Source organism: uncultured Pseudomonas sp. (assembly GCF_913774235.1).
Taxonomy (GTDB): domain Bacteria; phylum Pseudomonadota; class Gammaproteobacteria; order Pseudomonadales; family Pseudomonadaceae; genus Chryseomonas.
Genome location: NZ_CAJYDW010000018.1, coordinates 162,582 through 180,766, shown reverse-complemented (window position 1 = coordinate 180,766; position 18,185 = coordinate 162,582). Strand labels below are relative to the sequence as shown.

General features: G+C 64.0%; 16 protein-coding genes. 13 read left to right on the top strand and 3 right to left on the bottom strand.

Annotation, left to right across the window (positions count from 1 at the left end):
• Window positions 1-182: 182 nt before the first annotated feature.
• The 3 genes from metH (at window position 183) to QZ471_RS20005 (ending at window position 5,651) form a co-directional block, all read left to right on the top strand.
• Complete coding sequence (metH, locus tag QZ471_RS20015) at window positions 183-3,893, top strand: methionine synthase (protein WP_295467087.1); 3,711 nt, start codon at window positions 183-185, stop codon at window positions 3,891-3,893.
• 51 nt (window positions 3,894-3,944) lie between these two features.
• On the top strand, window positions 3,945-4,400 hold the full coding sequence (locus QZ471_RS20010; protein ID WP_241809822.1) for a hypothetical protein: 456 nt from the start codon (window positions 3,945-3,947) through the stop codon (window positions 4,398-4,400).
• Between the two features lie 123 nt (window positions 4,401-4,523).
• A complete protein-coding gene (locus tag QZ471_RS20005) occupies window positions 4,524-5,651 on the top strand; it encodes a PQQ-dependent sugar dehydrogenase (protein ID WP_295467084.1) in 1,128 nt (375 codons plus the stop codon).
• Between the two features lie 35 nt (window positions 5,652-5,686).
• Here QZ471_RS20005 and QZ471_RS20000 read toward each other — a convergent pair whose 3' ends face one another.
• The gene (locus tag QZ471_RS20000) at window positions 5,687-5,989 is read right to left on the bottom strand and encodes a DUF1883 domain-containing protein (RefSeq protein WP_058765397.1); all 303 of its coding nucleotides are present in this window, start codon (window positions 5,987-5,989) and stop codon (window positions 5,687-5,689) included.
• Between the two features lie 84 nt (window positions 5,990-6,073).
• On the opposite strand from QZ471_RS20000, the gene QZ471_RS19995 reads away from it, so the two are divergent.
• The 9 genes from QZ471_RS19995 (at window position 6,074) to QZ471_RS19955 (ending at window position 15,352) form a co-directional block, all read left to right on the top strand.
• Window positions 6,074-7,102 carry an RNA methyltransferase gene (locus QZ471_RS19995; RefSeq protein ID WP_295467081.1) on the top strand — a complete coding sequence of 343 codons (1,029 nt, stop codon included), beginning with the start codon at window positions 6,074-6,076 and terminating at the stop codon, window positions 7,100-7,102.
• Window positions 7,103-7,203: 101 nt separating this feature from the next.
• A complete protein-coding gene (locus QZ471_RS19990; RefSeq protein WP_295467079.1) occupies window positions 7,204-7,608 on the top strand; it encodes a 3-phosphoshikimate 1-carboxyvinyltransferase in 405 nt (134 codons plus the stop codon).
• A gap of 51 nt (window positions 7,609-7,659) precedes the next feature.
• Window positions 7,660-8,682, top strand: a complete 1,023-nt coding sequence (locus tag QZ471_RS19985) for a twin-arginine translocation pathway signal protein (RefSeq protein ID WP_295467077.1) — start codon at window positions 7,660-7,662, stop codon at window positions 8,680-8,682.
• A 149-nt stretch (window positions 8,683-8,831) separates the two neighbouring features.
• Window positions 8,832-9,689 (top strand): iron uptake transporter permease EfeU, encoded by an 858-nt coding sequence (gene efeU, locus QZ471_RS19980; protein WP_295467075.1) that lies wholly within the window; start codon window positions 8,832-8,834, stop codon window positions 9,687-9,689.
• A complete protein-coding gene (efeO, locus tag QZ471_RS19975; protein WP_295467073.1) occupies window positions 9,686-10,885 on the top strand; it encodes an iron uptake system protein EfeO in 1,200 nt (399 codons plus the stop codon). The genes efeU and efeO (QZ471_RS19975) overlap by 4 nt, the downstream gene beginning before the upstream one ends.
• The gene (efeB, locus tag QZ471_RS19970; RefSeq protein ID WP_295467071.1) at window positions 10,882-12,171 is read left to right on the top strand and encodes an iron uptake transporter deferrochelatase/peroxidase subunit; all 1,290 of its coding nucleotides are present in this window, start codon (window positions 10,882-10,884) and stop codon (window positions 12,169-12,171) included. The genes efeO (QZ471_RS19975) and efeB overlap by 4 nt, the downstream gene beginning before the upstream one ends.
• Window positions 12,172-12,192: 21 nt before the next feature.
• Window positions 12,193-13,008 carry an iron uptake system protein EfeO gene (gene efeO / locus QZ471_RS19965; RefSeq protein ID WP_295467069.1) on the top strand — a complete coding sequence of 272 codons (816 nt, stop codon included), beginning with the start codon at window positions 12,193-12,195 and terminating at the stop codon, window positions 13,006-13,008.
• Between the two features lie 201 nt (window positions 13,009-13,209).
• Window positions 13,210-14,868 carry a nitrite/sulfite reductase gene (locus QZ471_RS19960; protein ID WP_295467067.1) on the top strand — a complete coding sequence of 553 codons (1,659 nt, stop codon included), beginning with the start codon at window positions 13,210-13,212 and terminating at the stop codon, window positions 14,866-14,868.
• On the top strand, window positions 14,852-15,352 hold the full coding sequence (locus QZ471_RS19955; RefSeq protein WP_295467065.1) for a DUF934 domain-containing protein: 501 nt from the start codon (window positions 14,852-14,854) through the stop codon (window positions 15,350-15,352). Before QZ471_RS19960 ends, QZ471_RS19955 begins: the two co-directional genes overlap by 17 nt.
• A 62-nt stretch (window positions 15,353-15,414) precedes the next feature.
• On the opposite strand, the gene QZ471_RS19950 is transcribed toward QZ471_RS19955, so the two are convergent.
• Window positions 15,415-16,407 carry a YhdH/YhfP family quinone oxidoreductase gene (locus tag QZ471_RS19950; protein ID WP_295467063.1) on the bottom strand — a complete coding sequence of 331 codons (993 nt, stop codon included), beginning with the start codon at window positions 16,405-16,407 and terminating at the stop codon, window positions 15,415-15,417.
• Between the two features lie 51 nt (window positions 16,408-16,458).
• A complete protein-coding gene (sohB, locus tag QZ471_RS19945) occupies window positions 16,459-17,484 on the bottom strand; it encodes a protease SohB (RefSeq protein ID WP_295467061.1) in 1,026 nt (341 codons plus the stop codon).
• Window positions 17,485-17,745: 261 nt separating this feature from the next.
• On the opposite strand from sohB, the gene QZ471_RS19940 reads away from it, so the two are divergent.
• Window positions 17,746-18,057, top strand: a complete 312-nt coding sequence (locus QZ471_RS19940; RefSeq protein ID WP_058765123.1) for an SCP2 sterol-binding domain-containing protein — start codon at window positions 17,746-17,748, stop codon at window positions 18,055-18,057.
• Window positions 18,058-18,185 lie beyond the last annotated feature (128 nt).

The following is an 18,185-nucleotide window of genomic DNA, read 5'->3' as shown; positions in this document are numbered from 1 at the left end:
GTAAAGCAGCTCGTGCCGCGCCTGCACGCCACTGGCGCCGGACGCCGCGTCCCGCTGGCATGAACGGTGCGCCGGGGCTACATGAGCGGCGCTCATCATCAGAGGTTGCGAGCCACGGGGCTGGCCCCGGCTTTTGCTATGCTGCCGCCCTTCGCCAGTATCTCTTCATCTTTGGAACGCCCATGACCGATCGTACCGCTCGTCTCGCCGCCCTTCGCCAAGCCCTCGCGCAGCGCATCCTCATCCTCGACGGCGGCATGGGCACCATGATCCAGAGCTATCGGCTGGAAGAGGCGGACTATCGCGGCGAGCGCTTCGCCGACTGGCCCAGCGACGTCAAAGGCAACAATGACCTACTGTTGCTGACCCAGCCGAAGATCATCGCCGAGATCGAGAAGGCCTATCTGGATGCCGGCGCCGACATCCTCGAGACCAACACCTTCAACGCCACCCGCGTCTCCCAGGCCGACTACGGCATGGAAGAAATCACCTATGAGCTGAACCTGGCCGGTGCCCGGGTCGCTCGTGAGGTGGCCGACGCCAAGACCCTGGAAACCCCGGATCGCCCGCGTTTCGTCGCCGGGGTGCTCGGTCCGACGAGCCGTACTTGCTCCATCTCTCCGGACGTCAACAACCCCGGCTATCGCAACGTCACCTTCGACGAATTGGTGGAGAACTACACCGAGGCCACCCGTGGCCTGATCGACGGCGGCGCCGATCTGATCCTGATCGAGACCATCTTCGATACCCTGAACGCCAAGGCGGCGATCTTCGCGGTCCAGGGTGTGTTCGAGGAGGTCGGCATAGAACTGCCAATCATGATCTCCGGCACCATCACCGATGCCTCCGGCCGGACGCTGTCCGGCCAGACTACCGAGGCCTTTTGGAACTCGGTGCGTCATGCCAAGCCGATATCCGTCGGCCTCAACTGCGCCCTGGGCGCCAAGGAACTGCGACCCTACGTCGAGGAACTGGCGACCAAGGCCGACACCTTCGTTTCCGCCCACCCCAACGCCGGTCTGCCCAACGCCTTCGGCGAATACGACGAAACCCCGGCGCAGATGGCGGCGGTGGTCGAGGAATTCGCCGCCAGCGGCCTGCTCAACATCGTCGGCGGCTGCTGCGGTACCACCCCAGCGCACATCCGGGCCATCGCCGAAGCGGTCGCCAAGCATCCGCCGCGGCAGTTGCCGGAGATTCCCAAGGCCTGCCGCCTCTCCGGCCTGGAACCCTTCACCATCAGCCGCGAGTCGCTTTTCGTCAACGTCGGCGAGCGCACCAACATCACCGGCTCGGCCAAGTTCGCCCGGCTGATCCGCGAAGAGAACTACGCCGAGGCCCTGGAAGTGGCCCAACAGCAGGTGGAAGCCGGCGCCCAGGTCATCGATATCAACATGGACGAGGGCATGCTGGATTCGAAGGCGGCCATGGTCACCTTCCTCAACCTGATCGCCTCCGAGCCGGACATCTCCCGGGTGCCGATCATGATCGACTCCTCCAAATGGGAGGTGATCGAGGCCGGTCTCAAGTGCATCCAGGGCAAGGGCATCGTCAACTCCATCTCCATGAAGGAAGGCGTCGAGGCCTTCATCCATCACGCCAAGCTGTGCAAGAGATACGGCGCGGCAGTGGTGGTCATGGCCTTCGACGAAGACGGCCAGGCCGATACCGAGGCGCGCAAGAACGAGATCTGCGCCCGCTCCTACGACATCCTGGTCAACCAGGTCGGCTTCCCGCCGGAAGACATCATCTTCGACCCCAACATCTTCGCCGTGGCGACCGGGATCGAGGAACACAACAACTACGCGGTCGACTTCATCAACGCCTGCGCCTTCATCCGCGATAACCTGCCCTACGCCCTCACCTCGGGCGGCGTATCCAACGTTTCCTTCTCCTTCCGCGGCAACAACCCGGTGCGCGAGGCCATCCATTCGGTCTTCCTCTACCACGCCATCCAGAACGGCCTGACCATGGGCATCGTCAACGCCGGCCAGCTGGAGATCTATGACGAGATCCCGGCCGCCCTGCGCGAACGGGTCGAAGACGTGGTGCTCAACCGCACCCCGGCAGGCACCGACGCCCTGCTGGCCATCGCCGACGACTACAAGGGTGGTGGCGCGGTCAAGGAAGCCGAGACCGAGGAATGGCGCGGCCTGCCGGTGGACAAGCGGCTCGAGCACGCCCTGGTCAAGGGCATCACTACCTATATCGTCGAGGACACCGAGGAGTGCCGCCAGCAGTGCGCGCGGCCCATCGAGGTCATCGAGGGCCCGCTGATGAGCGGCATGAACGTGGTCGGCGACCTGTTCGGCTCGGGCAAGATGTTCCTGCCCCAGGTGGTCAAGTCCGCCCGGGTGATGAAGCAGGCGGTGGCCCACCTGATCCCCTTCATCGAGGCGGAAAAAGGCGACAAGCCCGAAGCCAAGGGCAAGATCCTCATGGCCACGGTCAAGGGCGACGTCCACGACATCGGCAAGAACATCGTCGGCGTGGTGCTGGGCTGCAACGGCTACGACATCGTCGACCTCGGCGTCATGGTCCCGGCGGAGAAGATCCTGCAGACGGCCATCGCCGAGAAGTGCGACATCATCGGCCTCTCCGGCCTGATCACCCCCTCGCTGGACGAGATGGTCCATGTCGCCAAGGAAATGCAGCGCCAGGGCTTCACCCTGCCGCTGATGATCGGCGGCGCCACCACCTCCAAAGCGCACACCGCGGTCAAGATCGAGCCGCAGTACAAGAACGATGCCGTGGTCTACGTCACCGACGCCTCGCGCGCCGTAGGCGTGGCCACCCAGTTGCTGTCCAAGGAACTCAAGGCCGGCTTCGTCGAGCGCACCCGCGCCGACTATGTCGAGGTGCGCGAGCGCACCGCCAATCGCAGCGCCCGCACCGAACGCCTGTCCTACGAGAAGGCGGTGGCCAACAAGCCGGCCTTCAACTGGCTGGGCTACCAGGCGACCAAGCCGAGCTTCACCGGCACGCGGGTGCTGGAGAACATCGACCTGGCGGTGCTGGCCGAGTACATCGACTGGACGCCCTTCTTCATCTCCTGGGACCTGGCCGGCAAGTATCCGCGCATCCTCACCGACGAGGTGGTGGGCGAAGCGGCCACCGCGCTGTTCCACGATGCCCAGGCCATGCTGAGGAAGCTGATCGACGAGAAGCTGATCAAGGCCCGCGCCGTGTTCGGCTTCTGGCCGGCCAACCAGGTGCGCGACGACGACCTGGAAGTCTACGGCGAGGACGGTCAGCCACTGGCTACCTTGCATCACCTGCGCCAGCAGACCATCAAGCCCGAGGGCAAACCCAACCTGTCCCTGGCCGACTTCGTCGCACCCAAGGAGACGGGCGTCACCGACTATGTGGGTGGCTTCATCGTCACCGCCGGCATCGGCGCCGAAGAGCTGGCCAAGGATTACGAACGCAAGGGCGACGACTACAACTCCATCATGGTCAAGGCCCTGGCCGACCGCCTCGCCGAGGCCTGCGCCGAGTGGCTGCACGAGCGGGTGCGCAAGGAGCATTGGGGCTATGCCGCCGACGAGACCCTGGACAACGAGGCGCTGATCCGCGAGCAATACAAGGGCATCCGCCCTGCCCCCGGCTACCCCGCCTGCCCCGACCACACCGAGAAGGCCACCCTCTTCAAGCTGCTCGATCCGGAGGCACGCTTCAACGAGGCCGGCCGCAGCGGCGTCTTCCTCACCGAACACTACGCCATGTTCCCAGCCGCCGCCGTCAGCGGCTGGTACTTCGCCCACCCCGAGGCTCAGTACTTCGCCGTGGGCAAGATCGACAAGGATCAGGTGGAGCGTTATACCGAGCGGAAGGGGCAGGAGCTGGCGGTGACGGAGCGGTGGTTGGCGCCGAATTTGGGGTATGACAGCTAATATTTAGCCACCATCTAAACTCGCCAGCCATTCTATGCGGCAAGGAAACTCATGAAAAATGAAAAACCTGTTGATCCCGTCCAGGACTACCGCACCATAACTGCGGAAGTCAGAGAGTGGGAGATACACTTAAACAAAATGACAGGAATGATAGCTTTTACCTTCAGCATTGCTTCACTAGGAACGCCTCAACCACCCCTATGGGCCTTCATTAGCCTGATATTCTTGCTAATATTTCATGTCAGCACCACAAAGGGTAAAATGCTCAAGCTCAAAAGCTTGGACGCAAAAAAAGAAAGATCTGATTACGAGAACTACCTCAGATCAGAAATCAGGAAAAATATAAAAGTAAGGAATGCACCTGCTTTCATAATCGGCATGTCATTACTTTTTTTCCTGTCAGCTGCGCCCGACATTTACAAACTACCAAACAGGGCAGAATTTTTAAAAGGCTTGTATGGAAAAGAGGTTAGCGGCGTTATGGATTTTTTCAGAGCAACGCCCTAATTAATCCGCACTTACCTATACTATATGAATATTCTCTGTCGCCTTACGTAACAAATATCTCTCCCTCACGAATAGCGCTCCTACTAGGGTGTAAGGACTTCCACCGACGAGGATCGCGTGCCCATGAGAGGCCTTACCCTAGCCGCCGGCAGTCTCCTGCTCGGTCTCGCCACCCTGAATGTCAGTGCCGCGCCCCAGGCGCTGAGTGAAGCTCAGTGGCCCTTTACCGCCACCCCACGGGCCACCCTTGACGCACCCTGGGCCATCGCCTTCCTGCCCGATGGCACCGCCCTGGTCACCGAGAAAGGTGGCGCGCTCAAGCATCTGAATGTGCAGACCGGCAAGGCGCAGAACATCAGCGGCGTGCCCAAGGTAGTTCATGCCGGCCAGGGTGGCTTGGGCGATGTCATCCTGCATCCGCAATACGCCGGCAATCATCTGATCTACCTGAGCTATGCCGAAGCCGGCGAAGGCAGCACTCAGGGTGCTGCCGTGGCCCGTGCCAAGTTGACCTTGAAGGAAAACGGCAGCGGCTCGCTCAGCGATCTCAAGGTGATCTGGCGCCAGACGCCCAAGGTCACCGGCAATGGCCACTATGGCCATCGGATGAGATTCGGGCCGGACGGCAAGCTATGGATCACCTCGGGTGAACGGCAGAAATTCACCCCGGCCCAGGATATGACCGGCAACCTGGGCAAGCTCATTCGCCTCAACGACGATGGCAGCATTCCCCAGGACAACCCCTTCGCCCAGCAAGGTGGTGTCGCGGCTCAGGTCTGGTCGCTGGGCCATCGCAATCCGCTGGGGATCGCCTTCGACGCCCAGGGCCGGCTATGGGAACAGGAGATGGGCCCCCAAGGTGGGGACGAGCTGAATCTGATCCAGCGTGGCGGCAACTACGGCTATCCCGAGGTTTCCAACGGCGATCACTACGGTGGCAAGCCGATCCCGGATCATGACACCCGCCCGGAATTCATCCCGCCGAAGATCACCTGGACGCCGGTGATCTCGCCCGCCGGTCTGATGATCTATGAGGGGAATCGCTTCCCCGCCTGGAAGGGCAACGCCTTCATCGGTGGTCTGTCATCCAAGTCGTTGGTGCGGATCGAGCTCAAGGGCGAAGAAGCGCAGGAGGTGGAGCGCTATGCCATGGGCACCCGCATCCGCGACGTCGAGGAAGGCCCCAACGGTAGTCTCTGGGTACTGGAAGACGGTGCGAACGCTCGGCTGCTGGAGTTGCAGCCGAAATGACGGCCAGGGTCACCCGTCTGGGGGTGACCGCCGCCTCAGCGCAGCTCGGAAGGCGAGCGGCGGACGATCTTGATGGAATGCTTGATATCGGGCTTGCGGGTCACGCTGATCGGCCGCTTGGTGACGGTGTCCAGGGTGATGTTCCAGAAGCCGGTGCTGGGTACGGTGATGCGCGCCGGAAAGCGGTCGAAGGCGCCGCCGTGGTAGGTATGGCGGCCGCCGTTCTTGAAGCTGCGGAAATTGGCATCGTTCATCAGGCGGATGTTGCACACCCCCGAACTCTGGATGACGACCAGGTCGCCCTCGTTGAGATGCTCGCGCTGGTGGATGAACTTCATGACGTGTCCTCGTCTTGCAAAGGACTAGGATAGCATCCCTGCACTGGCCTATTATCGCCGCCCGCCCCGACCTGCCCTTTGCCCATGCGTATTTCCGATGTCGTCCAGTTGCTCGCCGATGCTGGCGCCAAGCCCAAGCACAGCGCCCGGATCCTGCGCGCCTGGTGCCAGGGACTGCCGCTGGACACCGGAACTCGCCGCCAGCAGGCGGAGAACTTCCTGCCGCTGGAGGTACGCAAGGCCATCCCGGCGCTGACCGAGCGGCTGGAGGGGCTGGCCCGGGTCACCTCGGAGCATCCGGGCGCCGATGGCTCGGCGCGGATGCTGGTGACCCTGGCGGACGGCCAGGCGGTGGAAAGCGTCCTGCTGCCCCGCGATGGCCTCTGCGTGTCGTCCCAGGTCGGCTGCGCCGTAGGCTGCGTCTTCTGCATGACCGGCAAGAGCGGTCTGCTGCGCCAGGTGGGCAGCGCCGAGATCGTCGCCCAGGTGGCCCTGGCTCGCCGGATCAGAGCGGTGAAGAAGGTGGTCTTCATGGGCATGGGCGAGCCGGCCCACAACCTGGATAACGTGCTGGAGGCCATCGACCTGCTGGGCACCGCCGGCGGTATTGGCCACCGCAACCTGGTGTTCTCCACGGTAGGCGATCCTCGGGTGTTCGAGCGACTACCCCAGCAGGCCGTCAAGCCGGCCCTGGCCCTGTCACTGCACAGCACCAATGCCGAGCGCCGCGCCCGGCTACTGCCCAGAGCGCCACGCTACGAGCCCGCCGAGTTGATCGAACAGGGCGAGACCTATGCCCGGTCGATCGGCTATCCCATCCAGTACCAATGGACTCTGCTGGCCGGCATCAACGACAGCCAGGAGGAAATGGATGAACTGCTGCGCCTGCTGAAAGGCAAGTACGGCGTGCTCAACCTGATCCCTTACAACAGCCTGGAAGTGGACGACTACCAGCGCCCCGACGGCGAGCGAATAGTGCAGATCGTGCGCTACCTGCACAGTCGCGGTGTGCTGACCAAGGTGCGCAATTCCGCCGGGCAGGACGTCGATGGCGGCTGTGGCCAGCTACGGGCACGGGCCGAGGTGATCAGGCCGCGGCGAGTCACCGCCTGACCAGTCGTCCCGCCTAGGACTCCGCCCATCCGTTTCGGCGGAACACTGGCCTGTTCGGTCTTTCTGACTGCTTCTGCACCACTCAGAGGGAAGCACTTCATATGCAGGACCGCAGCTATCGCCATGACCCCTTCATCGCCGGCCTGAAGGAGCGGCTCCCGGAAGAACTACGCGACTCTTTCACCGAGGAACAGCTGGAAGCGCTCAAACTGGCCTTCGGCACCCGCAGTTGGGGCAAGCACAGCATCGACCTGCGCGGCACCCTCAAATTCTGGCATCGCCGCTATTACTTCGTCGTCCTGGCCGGGCGCAACTACCGTCAGCTCTCGCGCCTGGAGCAGGAACTGTCGCTGCTCGGCAAGGCCGTCATGCTGGCGGTGATCCTGCTGGCCTGCGGCCTGGTGGGCCTGGTGCTGCTCTATCTGCTCAAGTCCGCGCTCGGGATCGACATCCTGCCGGATTACCACGTGGGACTTTGGGACTGGTTCAAGGGTCTGTTCGAGTAGCACGGATTCGCTTGACCCTGGCAGGGAGGCTTGCCCATCGGGAGACCTCCTATGCCTCACCTGAATCGCCGCCAGGCCCTCGGCCTGTTCGCCGCCAGTGCCGCCCTGCCCTTGCTGGGCAGCTATCCGCTCCGCGCCCTCGCGGCGAACACCGAGTATCTCGCGCTGGTCGAGAAGGAAGCGCCCGGCGTCGGCTTCTACCGCCTGGCCGACGGCGAGCGCGTCGGTAGCCTGGAGCTGCCTGCGCAACCCCATGAGATCGTCGCTGATCGTCAAGGGCGCTATGCCTATGTCGGCCAGTACGGGGTCAAAAGCTGGCAGGCGCCTGGCGAAGGGGGCCATCAGGTCAGCGTGATCGATCTCGCCGAACGCCGCCTGGTGCGATCCCTCGATCTGTCGCCCTATCATCGCCTGCACGGCATGCGCCTGGATGACCAGGGTCGCCTCTATGTGCTCAGCGAGACCGATTCGCTGCTCATCCGCTTCGACCAGCCCGCCACTGCCGAATACCCCAGCCAGATCGTCCCGGTGGGCGGCACCCGTAGCCACTACTTCGTACTGACCCGTGACGGGCGGCGCGCCTATGTCGCCGACACCCTGAGCGGCCTGGTGATCCTGGTGGATACCCACAATCCCGCCGTCCTGCCGGTGAAAAGACTGCTTGGCCAGGCGCCGGAAGGCTGCTGCCTGAGTCCGGACGAGCGCATCTTCTATGTGCTGGATCGCTTCGCCGGCATCCTTCATGCGTTGGACGCCCGCGACCTATCCCCCATCAGTCAGACCAAGCTGCGCGGCGAAGCCGTACGCGTAGTCGCCTTGCCGGATGGTCGCCTGCTGGTCTCCAATCTGGCGGACAAAAGCCTGTCACTGCTCAGGCCCGACACCTTGGCCGAAGTGGCCTATCTGCCCATGGGCAGTGCCGTACCGGGCCTCAATCTCGATCCCAGCGGCGAGCGACTGTTCGCGGCGCTGGAAGACAACCAGCTGGCGGTGGTCGATCTGCGTAACTGGCGCGAGGTCCGGCGCTTCGCCACGGGTAAGGCGCCCGACACCGCCGTGATCTTCCACGGTTAAGTTCAAAACCACGCGCCAGCCTCCTTGGTGCAGCCCTGGCGAGTAGCCGCACGAGAATCATCCTCATTTAACAAACCGAATCATTGTGATACAAAGTGCCGATTGCGAAAGACGTTCGCTCTTTCTCTTCCCAGTCGGTGATCCACTCCATGCTCGTCCCTTTCCTGATCATGCTCCGCGAAGGTATCGAAGCGGCGCTCATCGTCGGCATCATCGCCAGCTACCTACAACGCACCGGCCGCGGTCACTGGATGCCCGCGGTGTGGATCGGCGTGATGCTGGCAGCGGCCCTTTCGCTCTTCGTCGGCGCCGGTCTGCAACTGGCCAGCGCCGAGTTTCCCCAGCGCCAGCAGGAGCTATTCGAGGCCGTGGTCGGCCTGGCCGCGACCGCCATTCTGACCTCCATGGTGTTCTGGATGCGCAAAGCGGCGCGCTCCATCAAGAGCGAACTACACGAATCCCTGGAGAACGCCCTGTCCGCCTCGCGCCACCAGGTCTATGCCCTGATCGGCATGGTGTTCCTGGCGGTCGCCCGCGAAGGGCTGGAAACCGTGTTCTTCCTGCTGGCCATCTTCCAGCAGAGCGCCGGCCCGGGGGCGCCCCTGGGGGCACTGCTGGGGCTGATCATCGCCATCGGCGTGGGTTATGGCCTCTACACCGGCGGCGTGCGCCTGAACGTCGGCAAGTTCTTCCGTTTCACCGGGCTGTTCATCCTCTTCGTCGCGGCCGGCCTGTTCACCAACTCGGTCAAGGCGCTGCATGAAGCCGGCTTGTGGAATGCCCTGCAGCAGGTGGTGTTCGACTGGAGTGACGTACTGCCCGCCGACGGCCCGGTGGGCACGGTGCTGGCCGGCATGTTCGGCTACCAGGACACCCCGACCGTGAGCACCCTGGGTGCCTACCTGCTGTTCCTCGCCGTAACCCTGCCGCTGTTCTTCCGCACGCCGGCACCGCCGCGCCCGGCCGCGGCGAATCCCTCTACCGCTTCGCTGGAGCGCCAGCCGTGAACGCACCGAACGCCAACCTGCCGAAGAAGACCTCGCCGGCCCTGCGCCTGGCCCTGTTCGGCTCCGCCAGCCTGCTGATCGTGGCGGCCGCGGCCTTCTATTACGCCTCGCGCTCGGCAGGTGAGCGTCATGCCGTCGTGGCCGACGGCGAAATCAAGGTCGACATCCTGGCCAATCGCTGCGAGCCCAATGCCCTGGAAGTGCCCGCCGGACCGGCGCGCTTCCGTATCGTCAACCGCTCGGACCGGGCGGTTGAATGGGAGATTCTCGACGGCGTCCTGGTAGTCGAGGAGCGCGAGAACATCGCCCCCGGCCTCAGTCAGGTCATCAACGCCACCCTCGCTCCCGGTGACTACGCCATCACCTGCGGCCTGCTGAGCAATCCGCGCGGGACGCTGAAGGTACTCCCCACCGCCGCCTCGGAAGCCGCCAGCAAGGCCGGCCCGACCCTGACGCAGTTCATCGGACCGCTGTCGGAATACCGCGTCTACCTGAATCAGCAGAGCCGCCTGCTGTTGCAGGGCATCACTGCGCTGCAGCAAGCCCTGGCCGCTGGCGACCTGGACCAGGCCCGCGCCGCCTACGCTGCCGCCCGCCTGCCCTACCAGCGCCTGGCCGCTACCGCCCAGCGCTTCGCCGAGCTGGACAATCGCCTCAACGCGCGCGCCGACTACTACGAAAAGCGCGAGCAGGATCCCGCCTTCGGTGGTTTCCACCGCCTCGAACAGGGTCTCTTCGTAGCCGACAGCACAGCGGGATTAGAGCCAGTTGTCGCCCAACTGCAACAGGACGCCACGGCGCTACGTGACGCCCTGCTCGGTCAGTCGCTGCCGCCGGAGCAACTCAGCGGCAACGCCGCACGCCTGCTGCACAATCTGGCCACCACGCGCATTTCCGGCGAGGAAGAGCGCTACAGCCAGCTCGTGTTGCCCGGCTTCGCCGCGAACCTGGACGGCACCCGCAAGATCATCGACCTGCTGCGGCCCCTGTTGAGCAAAGGCCACCAGGACCTGCAGCAGCAACTCGACAGCCGGGTCCAGGCCTTCGCTACGGCCCTGGGCGATCAGCAGCGTCCCTATGCCAGCCTCTCCCCCGAAGAACGCAACCGCATCGCCGCAGCGGCCCAGGCCCTGGCCGAGTCTCTCGACCAGGTAGCCCCGGCCCTAGGCCTTGTCGCGACCAAGACCTCGTCATGAAGAAACCTTCCGATCAGCCCAATATCGACCGCCGTCGGCTGCTGAGCGGCCTCGGCGCCACCGGCCTGGCCCTGGCCGGCGCCGGGCTCTGCCCGATGCACGCCCAGGCCGCCAGCACCGCCGAGGTGACCCGCGCCCCGGGCAGCGCCAACACCCATCAACGCCAGGAATTCTTTGGCCGGCACCAAAGCGGCATCGTCACGCCGCGCCCGGCGGCCGGCATGGTCGTGGCCTTCGATGTGCTGGCCAGCGATCGCGAAGACCTGGAACGGCTGCTGCGCACCCTCGACGAGCGAATTCGCTTCCTCATGCAGGGCGGCCCCGTACCCGAGGTGGACCCCAAGCTACCGCCGCTGGACTCCGGCATCCTCGGCCCGGTGGTGACGCCCGACAACCTCACCATCACCGTCTCGGTGGGCGAGTCCCTGTTCGACGACCGCTTCGGCCTGGCGGCGGCCAAGCCCAAGCACCTGCAGCGCATGACCGGCTTTCCCAACGATGCACTGGAAGCGGATTGCTGCCACGGCGATCTCTGCCTGCAGTTCTGTGCCAATACGCCCGACACCAACATCCACGCCCTGCGCGACATCGTGAAGAACCTGCCCGACCTGCTGGCGATCCGCTGGAAGCAGGAAGGCAGCGTGCCCGTGCAGGACCCGGTACCCGGCAAGCCTGCGGAAAGCGCCCGCAACTTCCTCGGCTTCCGCGATGGCTCCGCCAACCCCGATTCCACCGACCAGCAGGCCATGGACCACATCGTCTGGGTGCAGCCCGGCAACGGCGAGCCCGCCTGGGCGGCCCAGGGCAGCTACCAGGCGGTGCGGATCATCCGCAACTTCGTCGAGCGCTGGGATCGCACGCCACTGCAGGAGCAGGAAGCCATCTTCGGGCGGCGCAAGGCCAGCGGTGCGCCCATGTCGGGCGGTCACGAGACCGACGTGCCGGATTACGCCAGCGATCCCAAGGGCAAGGTCACGCCCCTGGACGCCCATATCCGCCTGGCCAACCCGCGTACCCCGGAAAGCCAGCGCAATCTCATCCTGCGCCGCCCCTTCAACTACTCCAACGGTGTGCGCAAGAACGGCCAGCTCGACATGGGTCTGCTGTTCATCGCCTACCAGGCCGATCTCGAGCAGGGCTTCATCGCCGTGCAGAAGCGCCTGGATGGCGAGCCCCTGGAGGAATACATCAAGCCCATCGGCGGCGGTTATTTCTTCGTCCTGCCGGGCGTCACGGATCCAAAGGATTACCTCGGCCGCAGCCTCTTGGCCGCCGCGCAGTCTTGAACCCTCGACAGGAGAAGTCGAATGCAACGCTCGTTCCTCGCCGTAGCCCTCGGTCTGGCGCTCAGCGCGCCGGTGTTCGCCGCCAATTCGCCACTGGACCTGGTCGGCCCCATCTCCGACTACAAGATCTACGTCACCGACAATCTGGAGCAGTTGACCCAGGACACCCAGGCATTCACCGACGCGGTGAAGAAAGGCGACCTGGCCACCGCTCGCAAGCTGTATCCCACCACTCGCATGCACTACGAGGCGATCGAGCCCATCGCCGAACTGTTCAGCGACCTGGATGCCTCCATCGACTCGCGCGAAGACGACCACGAGCATGGCGTCAAGTCGGATGACTTCACCGGCTTCCATCGCCTGGAATACGGCCTGTTCGAGAAGAACAGCACCGACGGCCTGAGCCCGCTGGCCGACAAGCTGATGACCGACGTCAAGGAACTGCAGAAACGCGTGGACGGCCTGACCTTCCCCCCGGAGAAGGTGGTGGGCGGCGCCGCGGCGCTGATGGAAGAAGTGGCGGCGACCAAGGTTTCCGGTGAGGAAGACCGCTACAGTCACACCGACCTCTACGACTTCCAGGCCAACGTCGATGGCGCCAAGAAGATCGTCGACTTGTTCCGCCCGCAGATCGAGAAGCAGGACAAGGCCTTCGTGGCCAAGGTCGACAAGAACTTCGCCACCGTCGACAAGATCCTGGCCAAGTACAAGACCAAGGATGGCGGCTTCGAGACCTACGACAAGGTCAGCGAGCGCGACCGCAAGGCCCTGGTCGGCCCGGTCAATACCCTGGCCGAGGATCTGTCCACCCTGCGTGGCAAGCTGGGCCTTAATTGAGGCCTGGGCGGGCGGCATCCGGCGCCGCCCGCTTTCACCGCTTATCGCCGGAATAGATTTATATATAAAGAAACATCGCTTTTAAGCATATAGCCCTGCTGCTATCGTTCACGGCCTAGAAAAGTCGCTAGCGCACCTTGTGCAGGTGCCGAAGACTTCGATCATGCGCAGCCGTGCGCGCCGCCTGACAGCAGGATGACCATGTACGTTTACGATCAGTACGATCAGCGGATCGTCGAAGAACGTGTCGCCCAGTTTCGCGACCAGACCCGCCGCTTCCTGGCCGGAGAGCTGGGTGGCGAGGAATACCGCCCCCTGCGCCTGCAGAATGGCCTCTACATCCAGCGCTACGCACCCATGCTGCGCGTTGCCGTCCCCTACGGTCTGCTGAACACCACCCAGGTGCGCAAGCTGGCGCAGATCGCCCGCGACTACGACAAGGGCTACGCCCACATCAGTACCCGCCAGAACTTCCAGTTCAACTGGCCGGAGCTGGAAGACGTCCCCGAGATCCTCGCCGAGCTGGCCACCGTGCAGATGCACGCCATCCAGACCAGCGGCAACTGCATCCGTAACACCACTACCGACCAGTTCGCCGGCGTAGCCCATGACGAGGTCATAGATCCGCGCCCCTGGTGCGAGATCATTCGCCAGTGGTCCACCTTTCACCCCGAATTCGCCTTCCTGCCGCGCAAGTTCAAGATTGCCGTCAACGGCGCCGCCCTGGACCGCGCAGCCATCGAGGTGCACGACATCGGCCTGGAAGCGGTACGCAACGACGCCGGCGAGCTGGGCTTCCGCGTACTGGTTGGCGGCGGTCAGGGCCGTACGCCCCACACCGGCGAATTCATCCGTGAATTCCTGCCCTGGCAGCACCTGCTCAGCTACCTGGAAGCCACCCTGCGGGTCTACAACCGCTACGGTCGCCGCGACAACAAGTTCAAGGCGCGCATCAAGATCCTGGTCAAGGCCCTGGGCGCCGACGTCTTCGCCGAAAAGGTCGAAGCCGAATGGGCGCACCTCAAGGATGGTCCCATCACCCTGACCGAGGCTGAAGTCGCGCGGGTTTCCGCCTTCTTCGTCGATCCGCCCTATGCCGAGCTGCAGGACCAGGATGAGGCCCTCGCCCGCCTGGACGCCGAGCATCCGGGCTTCGCCCGCTGGCGTCAGCGCAACACCTTCCGCCACAAGCGTCCGGGCTACGTCGCCGTGACCCTGTCGCTCAAGCCCACCGGCGTGGCCCCAGGTGACGTCACCGACCGTCAGCTGGACGCCATGGCCGATCTGGCCGATCGCTACAGCTTCGGCGAGCTGCGTACCTCCCACCAGCAGAACGTCATCTTCGCCGACGTCCGCCAGGACCAGTTGCTGGAGCTGTGGCACGAGCTGCGCAAACACGGCTTCGCCACGCCCAACATCGGCCTGCTGACCGACATGATCTGCTGCCCGGGCGGTGACTTCTGCTCCCTGGCCAACGCCAAGTCGATCCCCATCGCCGAGTCCATCCAGCGTCGCTTCGACGACCTGGACTACTTGTTCGACATCGGCGAGCTGGACCTCAACATCTCCGGCTGCATGAACGCCTGCGGCCACCACCATGTCGGCCACATCGGCATCCTTGGTGTGGACAAGAAGGGCGAAGAGTTCTACCAGGTTTCCCTGGGCGGCGATGCCGGCCGTGACGCCACCCTGGCCAAGATCCTCGGCCCCTCCTTCGCCCAGGACCAGATGCCCGAGGTAATCGGCAAGCTCATCGATGTCTATGTCGAGCAACGCACCGAAGACGAGCGCTTCATCGACACCTACCGCCGTATCGGTATCGACCCCTTCAAGGAGCGCGTCTATGCAAAGAATCATTAAGGGCGACCAACTGGTCACCGACAACTGGCATCTGCTGCCCAAGGATGTCGCCCTCGAAGACGTCCCCAACAGCGACGACGTGATCATCCCGGCCGCGCTGTGGCTGGAGCACGGTCATGCCCTCACCTGCCGCGACGGCAAACTGGGCATCTGGCTGGACAGCGACGAAGAACCGGAGAGCATCGCCGGCGACCTGGAGCACTTCGCCCTCATCGCCATCAACTTCCCGGCCTTCGTCGATGGCCGTGGCTACTCCTATGCCCGCCTGCTGCGCGAGCGCTTCGGCTGGACCGGCGAGCTGCGCGCCATTGGCGATGTCTTGCAGGATCAGCTGTTCTTCCTCAAGCGTTGCGGCTTCGACGCCTACGTGGTGCGTGCCGACCGCGATCCGGAAGCCGCTTTGAAAGGTCTGCGCGACTTCAGCGAGACCTATCAAGCCGCGGTCGATGAGCCCCAGCCGTTGTTCCGCCGCCGCCAGGCCTGATCGGCCCGGCAACAAGACAAAAGAAAACCCGCCGCGGCGGGTTTTCTTTTACTTGCTCGGCACTAACCCAGATTGACCACCACACGTCCCACCATCTTGCCCGCCAGGATCTGGCTGATGGTATCCGGCAGCTCCTGCAGGCCGATTTCCCGGGTCAGGCTATCCAGGTCGTCCAGTTTCCATTGCACCGAGAGCTTGTCCCAGAGGGCAGCCTTCGCCATCAGCGGCAGCTCCACAGAGTCGACCCCTAGCAGATTCACTCCGCGCAGGATGAAGGGAAAGACGCCCGCTTCGAACTTGGTGCCGGCAGTCATGCCGCAGCAGGCCACGCTGCCGCCGTATTCCAGCGACTTGATGACGTTGAACAGGATGTCGCCACCAACCGTATCCACTGCGCCCGCCCATTGCTGATCCAGCAGTGGCTTGCCGACGCCATCGGCCAGGGTCGCGCGGTCGAGGATCTGCCGGGCGCCGAGGCGATGCAGCCACTCCGCGCGTTCCAGCTTCGCCGTGGACGCCGCCACATGATAGCCGAGCCTGGCCAGCAGCTTGACCGCCAGGCTGCCCACGCCACCGCTGGCGCCGGTGACCAGCACCGTGCCCGCCTCGGGGGTCAGCCCCATCTGTTCGAGCTTCTCGACGCACAGGGCCGCGGTCAGTCCCGCGGTACCCAGCACCATGGCTTCGCGCAGGCCGAGGTTGTCCGGCCGGCGGATCACCCAGGCGGCAGGGACACGGATGTACTGGCCGAAGCCGCCCGCGGTGTTCATGCCCAGGTCGTAGCCGGTGACGATGACCTCGTCACCAGGGGCGAATTCGGCCGCGCTGGAGGCCTCCACCACGCCGGCCGCGTCGATGCCCGGGGTATGGGGATAGCGCCGGGTCACGCCGCGATTTCCGATGGCCGATAGCGCGTCCTTGTAGTTGAGCGAGGAGTAACGCACCCGGACCAGCACCTCACCCGCGGGCAGGTCGTCCAGGGTACGGCTCACCACCTCCTGACGAAATGCCCCATGGGGTCCTTCGGTCACCCAGAGTGCCTGAAAATTGCTCATCGCTGTTTCTCCCTCGAAGTCTTGTTATGGAGTCGGCAAGGCTTGTGGAGCTCAGCGCCAGCGGGTCGACTCGGAGAGCCGCTCCCACCAGGTGGTCACCAGCCGATCCACGCCGAGGCTGGCCGCCATGCCCAGGCGTTCGGGCAGCGACTTCTTCTCGACGAAGCGTACGGCAAAGACATCCACGACCTGCGCGCGTTCGGCCAGGTATTCATCACTGGTGCGCAGTTCGTCCACCAGTTGCTTGCCCAGGGCGGCCTGGCCAAGCCAGACCTCGCCCGTGGCGACCTCTTCGATATTGAGCTGCGGCCGGTAGTGAGCGACGAAGTTCTTGAACAGTTCGTGGGTAGTTTCCAGGTCGTCCTGGAATTTTTCCTTGCCCTTTTCGTCGTTCTCGCCGAACACCGTGACGGTGCGTTTGTATTCGCCGGCGGTGAAGACTTCGAAGTCCACGTCATGCTTCTTCAGCAGGCGATGGACGTTGGGCAACTGGGCGACCACGCCGATGGAACCGAGGATGGCGAAGGGAGCGCTGAGGATGCGGTCGCCGATGCAGGCCATCATGTAGCCGCCGCTGGCCGCCACCTTGTCGACGCAGATGGTCAGAGGCACGCCGGCCTGGCGGATACGCGCCAGTTGCGAGGCGGCCAGGCCGTAGCTGTGCACCAGCCCGCCGCCGCTCTCCAGCCGCACCACCACCTCATCCTTGGGCGTCGCCAGGGTAAGGATGGCGGTGATCTCGTTGCGCAGGTGCTCGTTGGCCGAAGCCTTGATGTCGCCGTGGAAGTCCAGCACATAGACCCGCGACTTGCCGGTTTCGCTCTTGCGCTTGCTCTTCTCGGCCTTGGTCTCACGCTTGCGCAGCGCCTTGAAGGCCTCCTTGCCGAGTACGCTCTGCTGCAATCTCAGGCGCAGATCGCGGTAGACGTCGTTGAGCTTCTGGACCTGGAGTTGTCCGCCCGAACCACGGCGATTACGTCCGCGAATGGCCGCAGTGAAGAGCAGCACGGCGAGGATCGCCACCACCAGGGTGACGGTTTTGGCCAGGAAACTGGCATAGTCGGCAAGAAACTCCACGGACTCTCCTAGAATGGCGGCAGCAATGCCCTACCCAGCATACCGAGTCGCCAGGCCGATAGAAACTCGGCAGCCACCGGCCGGGCATCCGGTCAGGTCTATGGCTTCGTTGGACTGGTTCGAGGTATGCCTCCCAGGCATTCAAACAAGCGTATGAATATCCGTTGACAGGTCACCTGTCGCCCCCTACCCTCGGTCGAGTATCCCAGCCAGGCCACCACGGACCTGGCCTCATCGAAGAAGACCACAAGGACCCTCGCCATGAGCGCAGCCGATGCCATCGCTACCCTGAAGAGCAAATTCGACCCCTCCGCCGCGGCCGGCCTGGATCTCACCTATCAGTTCGACGTCGAGGGCGGTGACAACTACTACGTGGTCATCAAGGACGGCACCTGCGACGTCCAGCAGGGCGATGCCGCCGATCCGGATTGCACCCTGATCATGGACCAGGCCACCCTGGCCGGCATCGTCAGCGGCGAGACCGACGGCATGCAGGCCTTCATGTCCGGCAAGCTGCGCGTCGAAGGCAACATGATGCTGAGCATGAAGCTGGGCGAACTCTTCCCTAACTGAGTCAGATACGAAGGGCTAGAACCGGGCAACTGCCCTGATGCCAATTCGTTAGCCGTGATCGCAGCTTCCAGCTACCCCGATGCTGCCAAAGAACGCCGTGTTCTCTTCACAAGAACGCGGCGTTCTGC

What these genes read in the sequence shown, in the direction of transcription:
- metH (WP_295467087.1), top strand. Translation starts at nt 183, where the DNA reads ATGACCGATCGTACCGCTCGTCTCGCCGCCCTTCGCCAAGCCCTCGCG.
- QZ471_RS20010 (WP_241809822.1), top strand. Translation starts at nt 3,945, where the DNA reads ATGAAAAATGAAAAACCTGTTGATCCCGTCCAGGACTACCGCACCATA.
- QZ471_RS20005 (WP_295467084.1), top strand. Translation starts at nt 4,524, where the DNA reads ATGAGAGGCCTTACCCTAGCCGCCGGCAGTCTCCTGCTCGGTCTCGCC.
- QZ471_RS20000 (WP_058765397.1), bottom strand. Translation starts at nt 5,989, where the DNA reads ATGAAGTTCATCCACCAGCGCGAGCATCTCAACGAGGGCGACCTGGTC.
- QZ471_RS19995 (WP_295467081.1), top strand. Translation starts at nt 6,074, where the DNA reads ATGCGTATTTCCGATGTCGTCCAGTTGCTCGCCGATGCTGGCGCCAAG.
- QZ471_RS19990 (WP_295467079.1), top strand. Translation starts at nt 7,204, where the DNA reads ATGCAGGACCGCAGCTATCGCCATGACCCCTTCATCGCCGGCCTGAAG.
- QZ471_RS19985 (WP_295467077.1), top strand. Translation starts at nt 7,660, where the DNA reads ATGCCTCACCTGAATCGCCGCCAGGCCCTCGGCCTGTTCGCCGCCAGT.
- efeU (WP_295467075.1), top strand. Translation starts at nt 8,832, where the DNA reads ATGCTCGTCCCTTTCCTGATCATGCTCCGCGAAGGTATCGAAGCGGCG.
- efeB (WP_295467071.1), top strand. Translation starts at nt 10,882, where the DNA reads ATGAAGAAACCTTCCGATCAGCCCAATATCGACCGCCGTCGGCTGCTG.
- efeO (WP_295467069.1), top strand. Translation starts at nt 12,193, where the DNA reads ATGCAACGCTCGTTCCTCGCCGTAGCCCTCGGTCTGGCGCTCAGCGCG.
- QZ471_RS19960 (WP_295467067.1), top strand. Translation starts at nt 13,210, where the DNA reads ATGTACGTTTACGATCAGTACGATCAGCGGATCGTCGAAGAACGTGTC.
- QZ471_RS19955 (WP_295467065.1), top strand. Translation starts at nt 14,852, where the DNA reads ATGCAAAGAATCATTAAGGGCGACCAACTGGTCACCGACAACTGGCAT.
- QZ471_RS19950 (WP_295467063.1), bottom strand. Translation starts at nt 16,407, where the DNA reads ATGAGCAATTTTCAGGCACTCTGGGTGACCGAAGGACCCCATGGGGCA.
- QZ471_RS19940 (WP_058765123.1), top strand. Translation starts at nt 17,746, where the DNA reads ATGAGCGCAGCCGATGCCATCGCTACCCTGAAGAGCAAATTCGACCCC.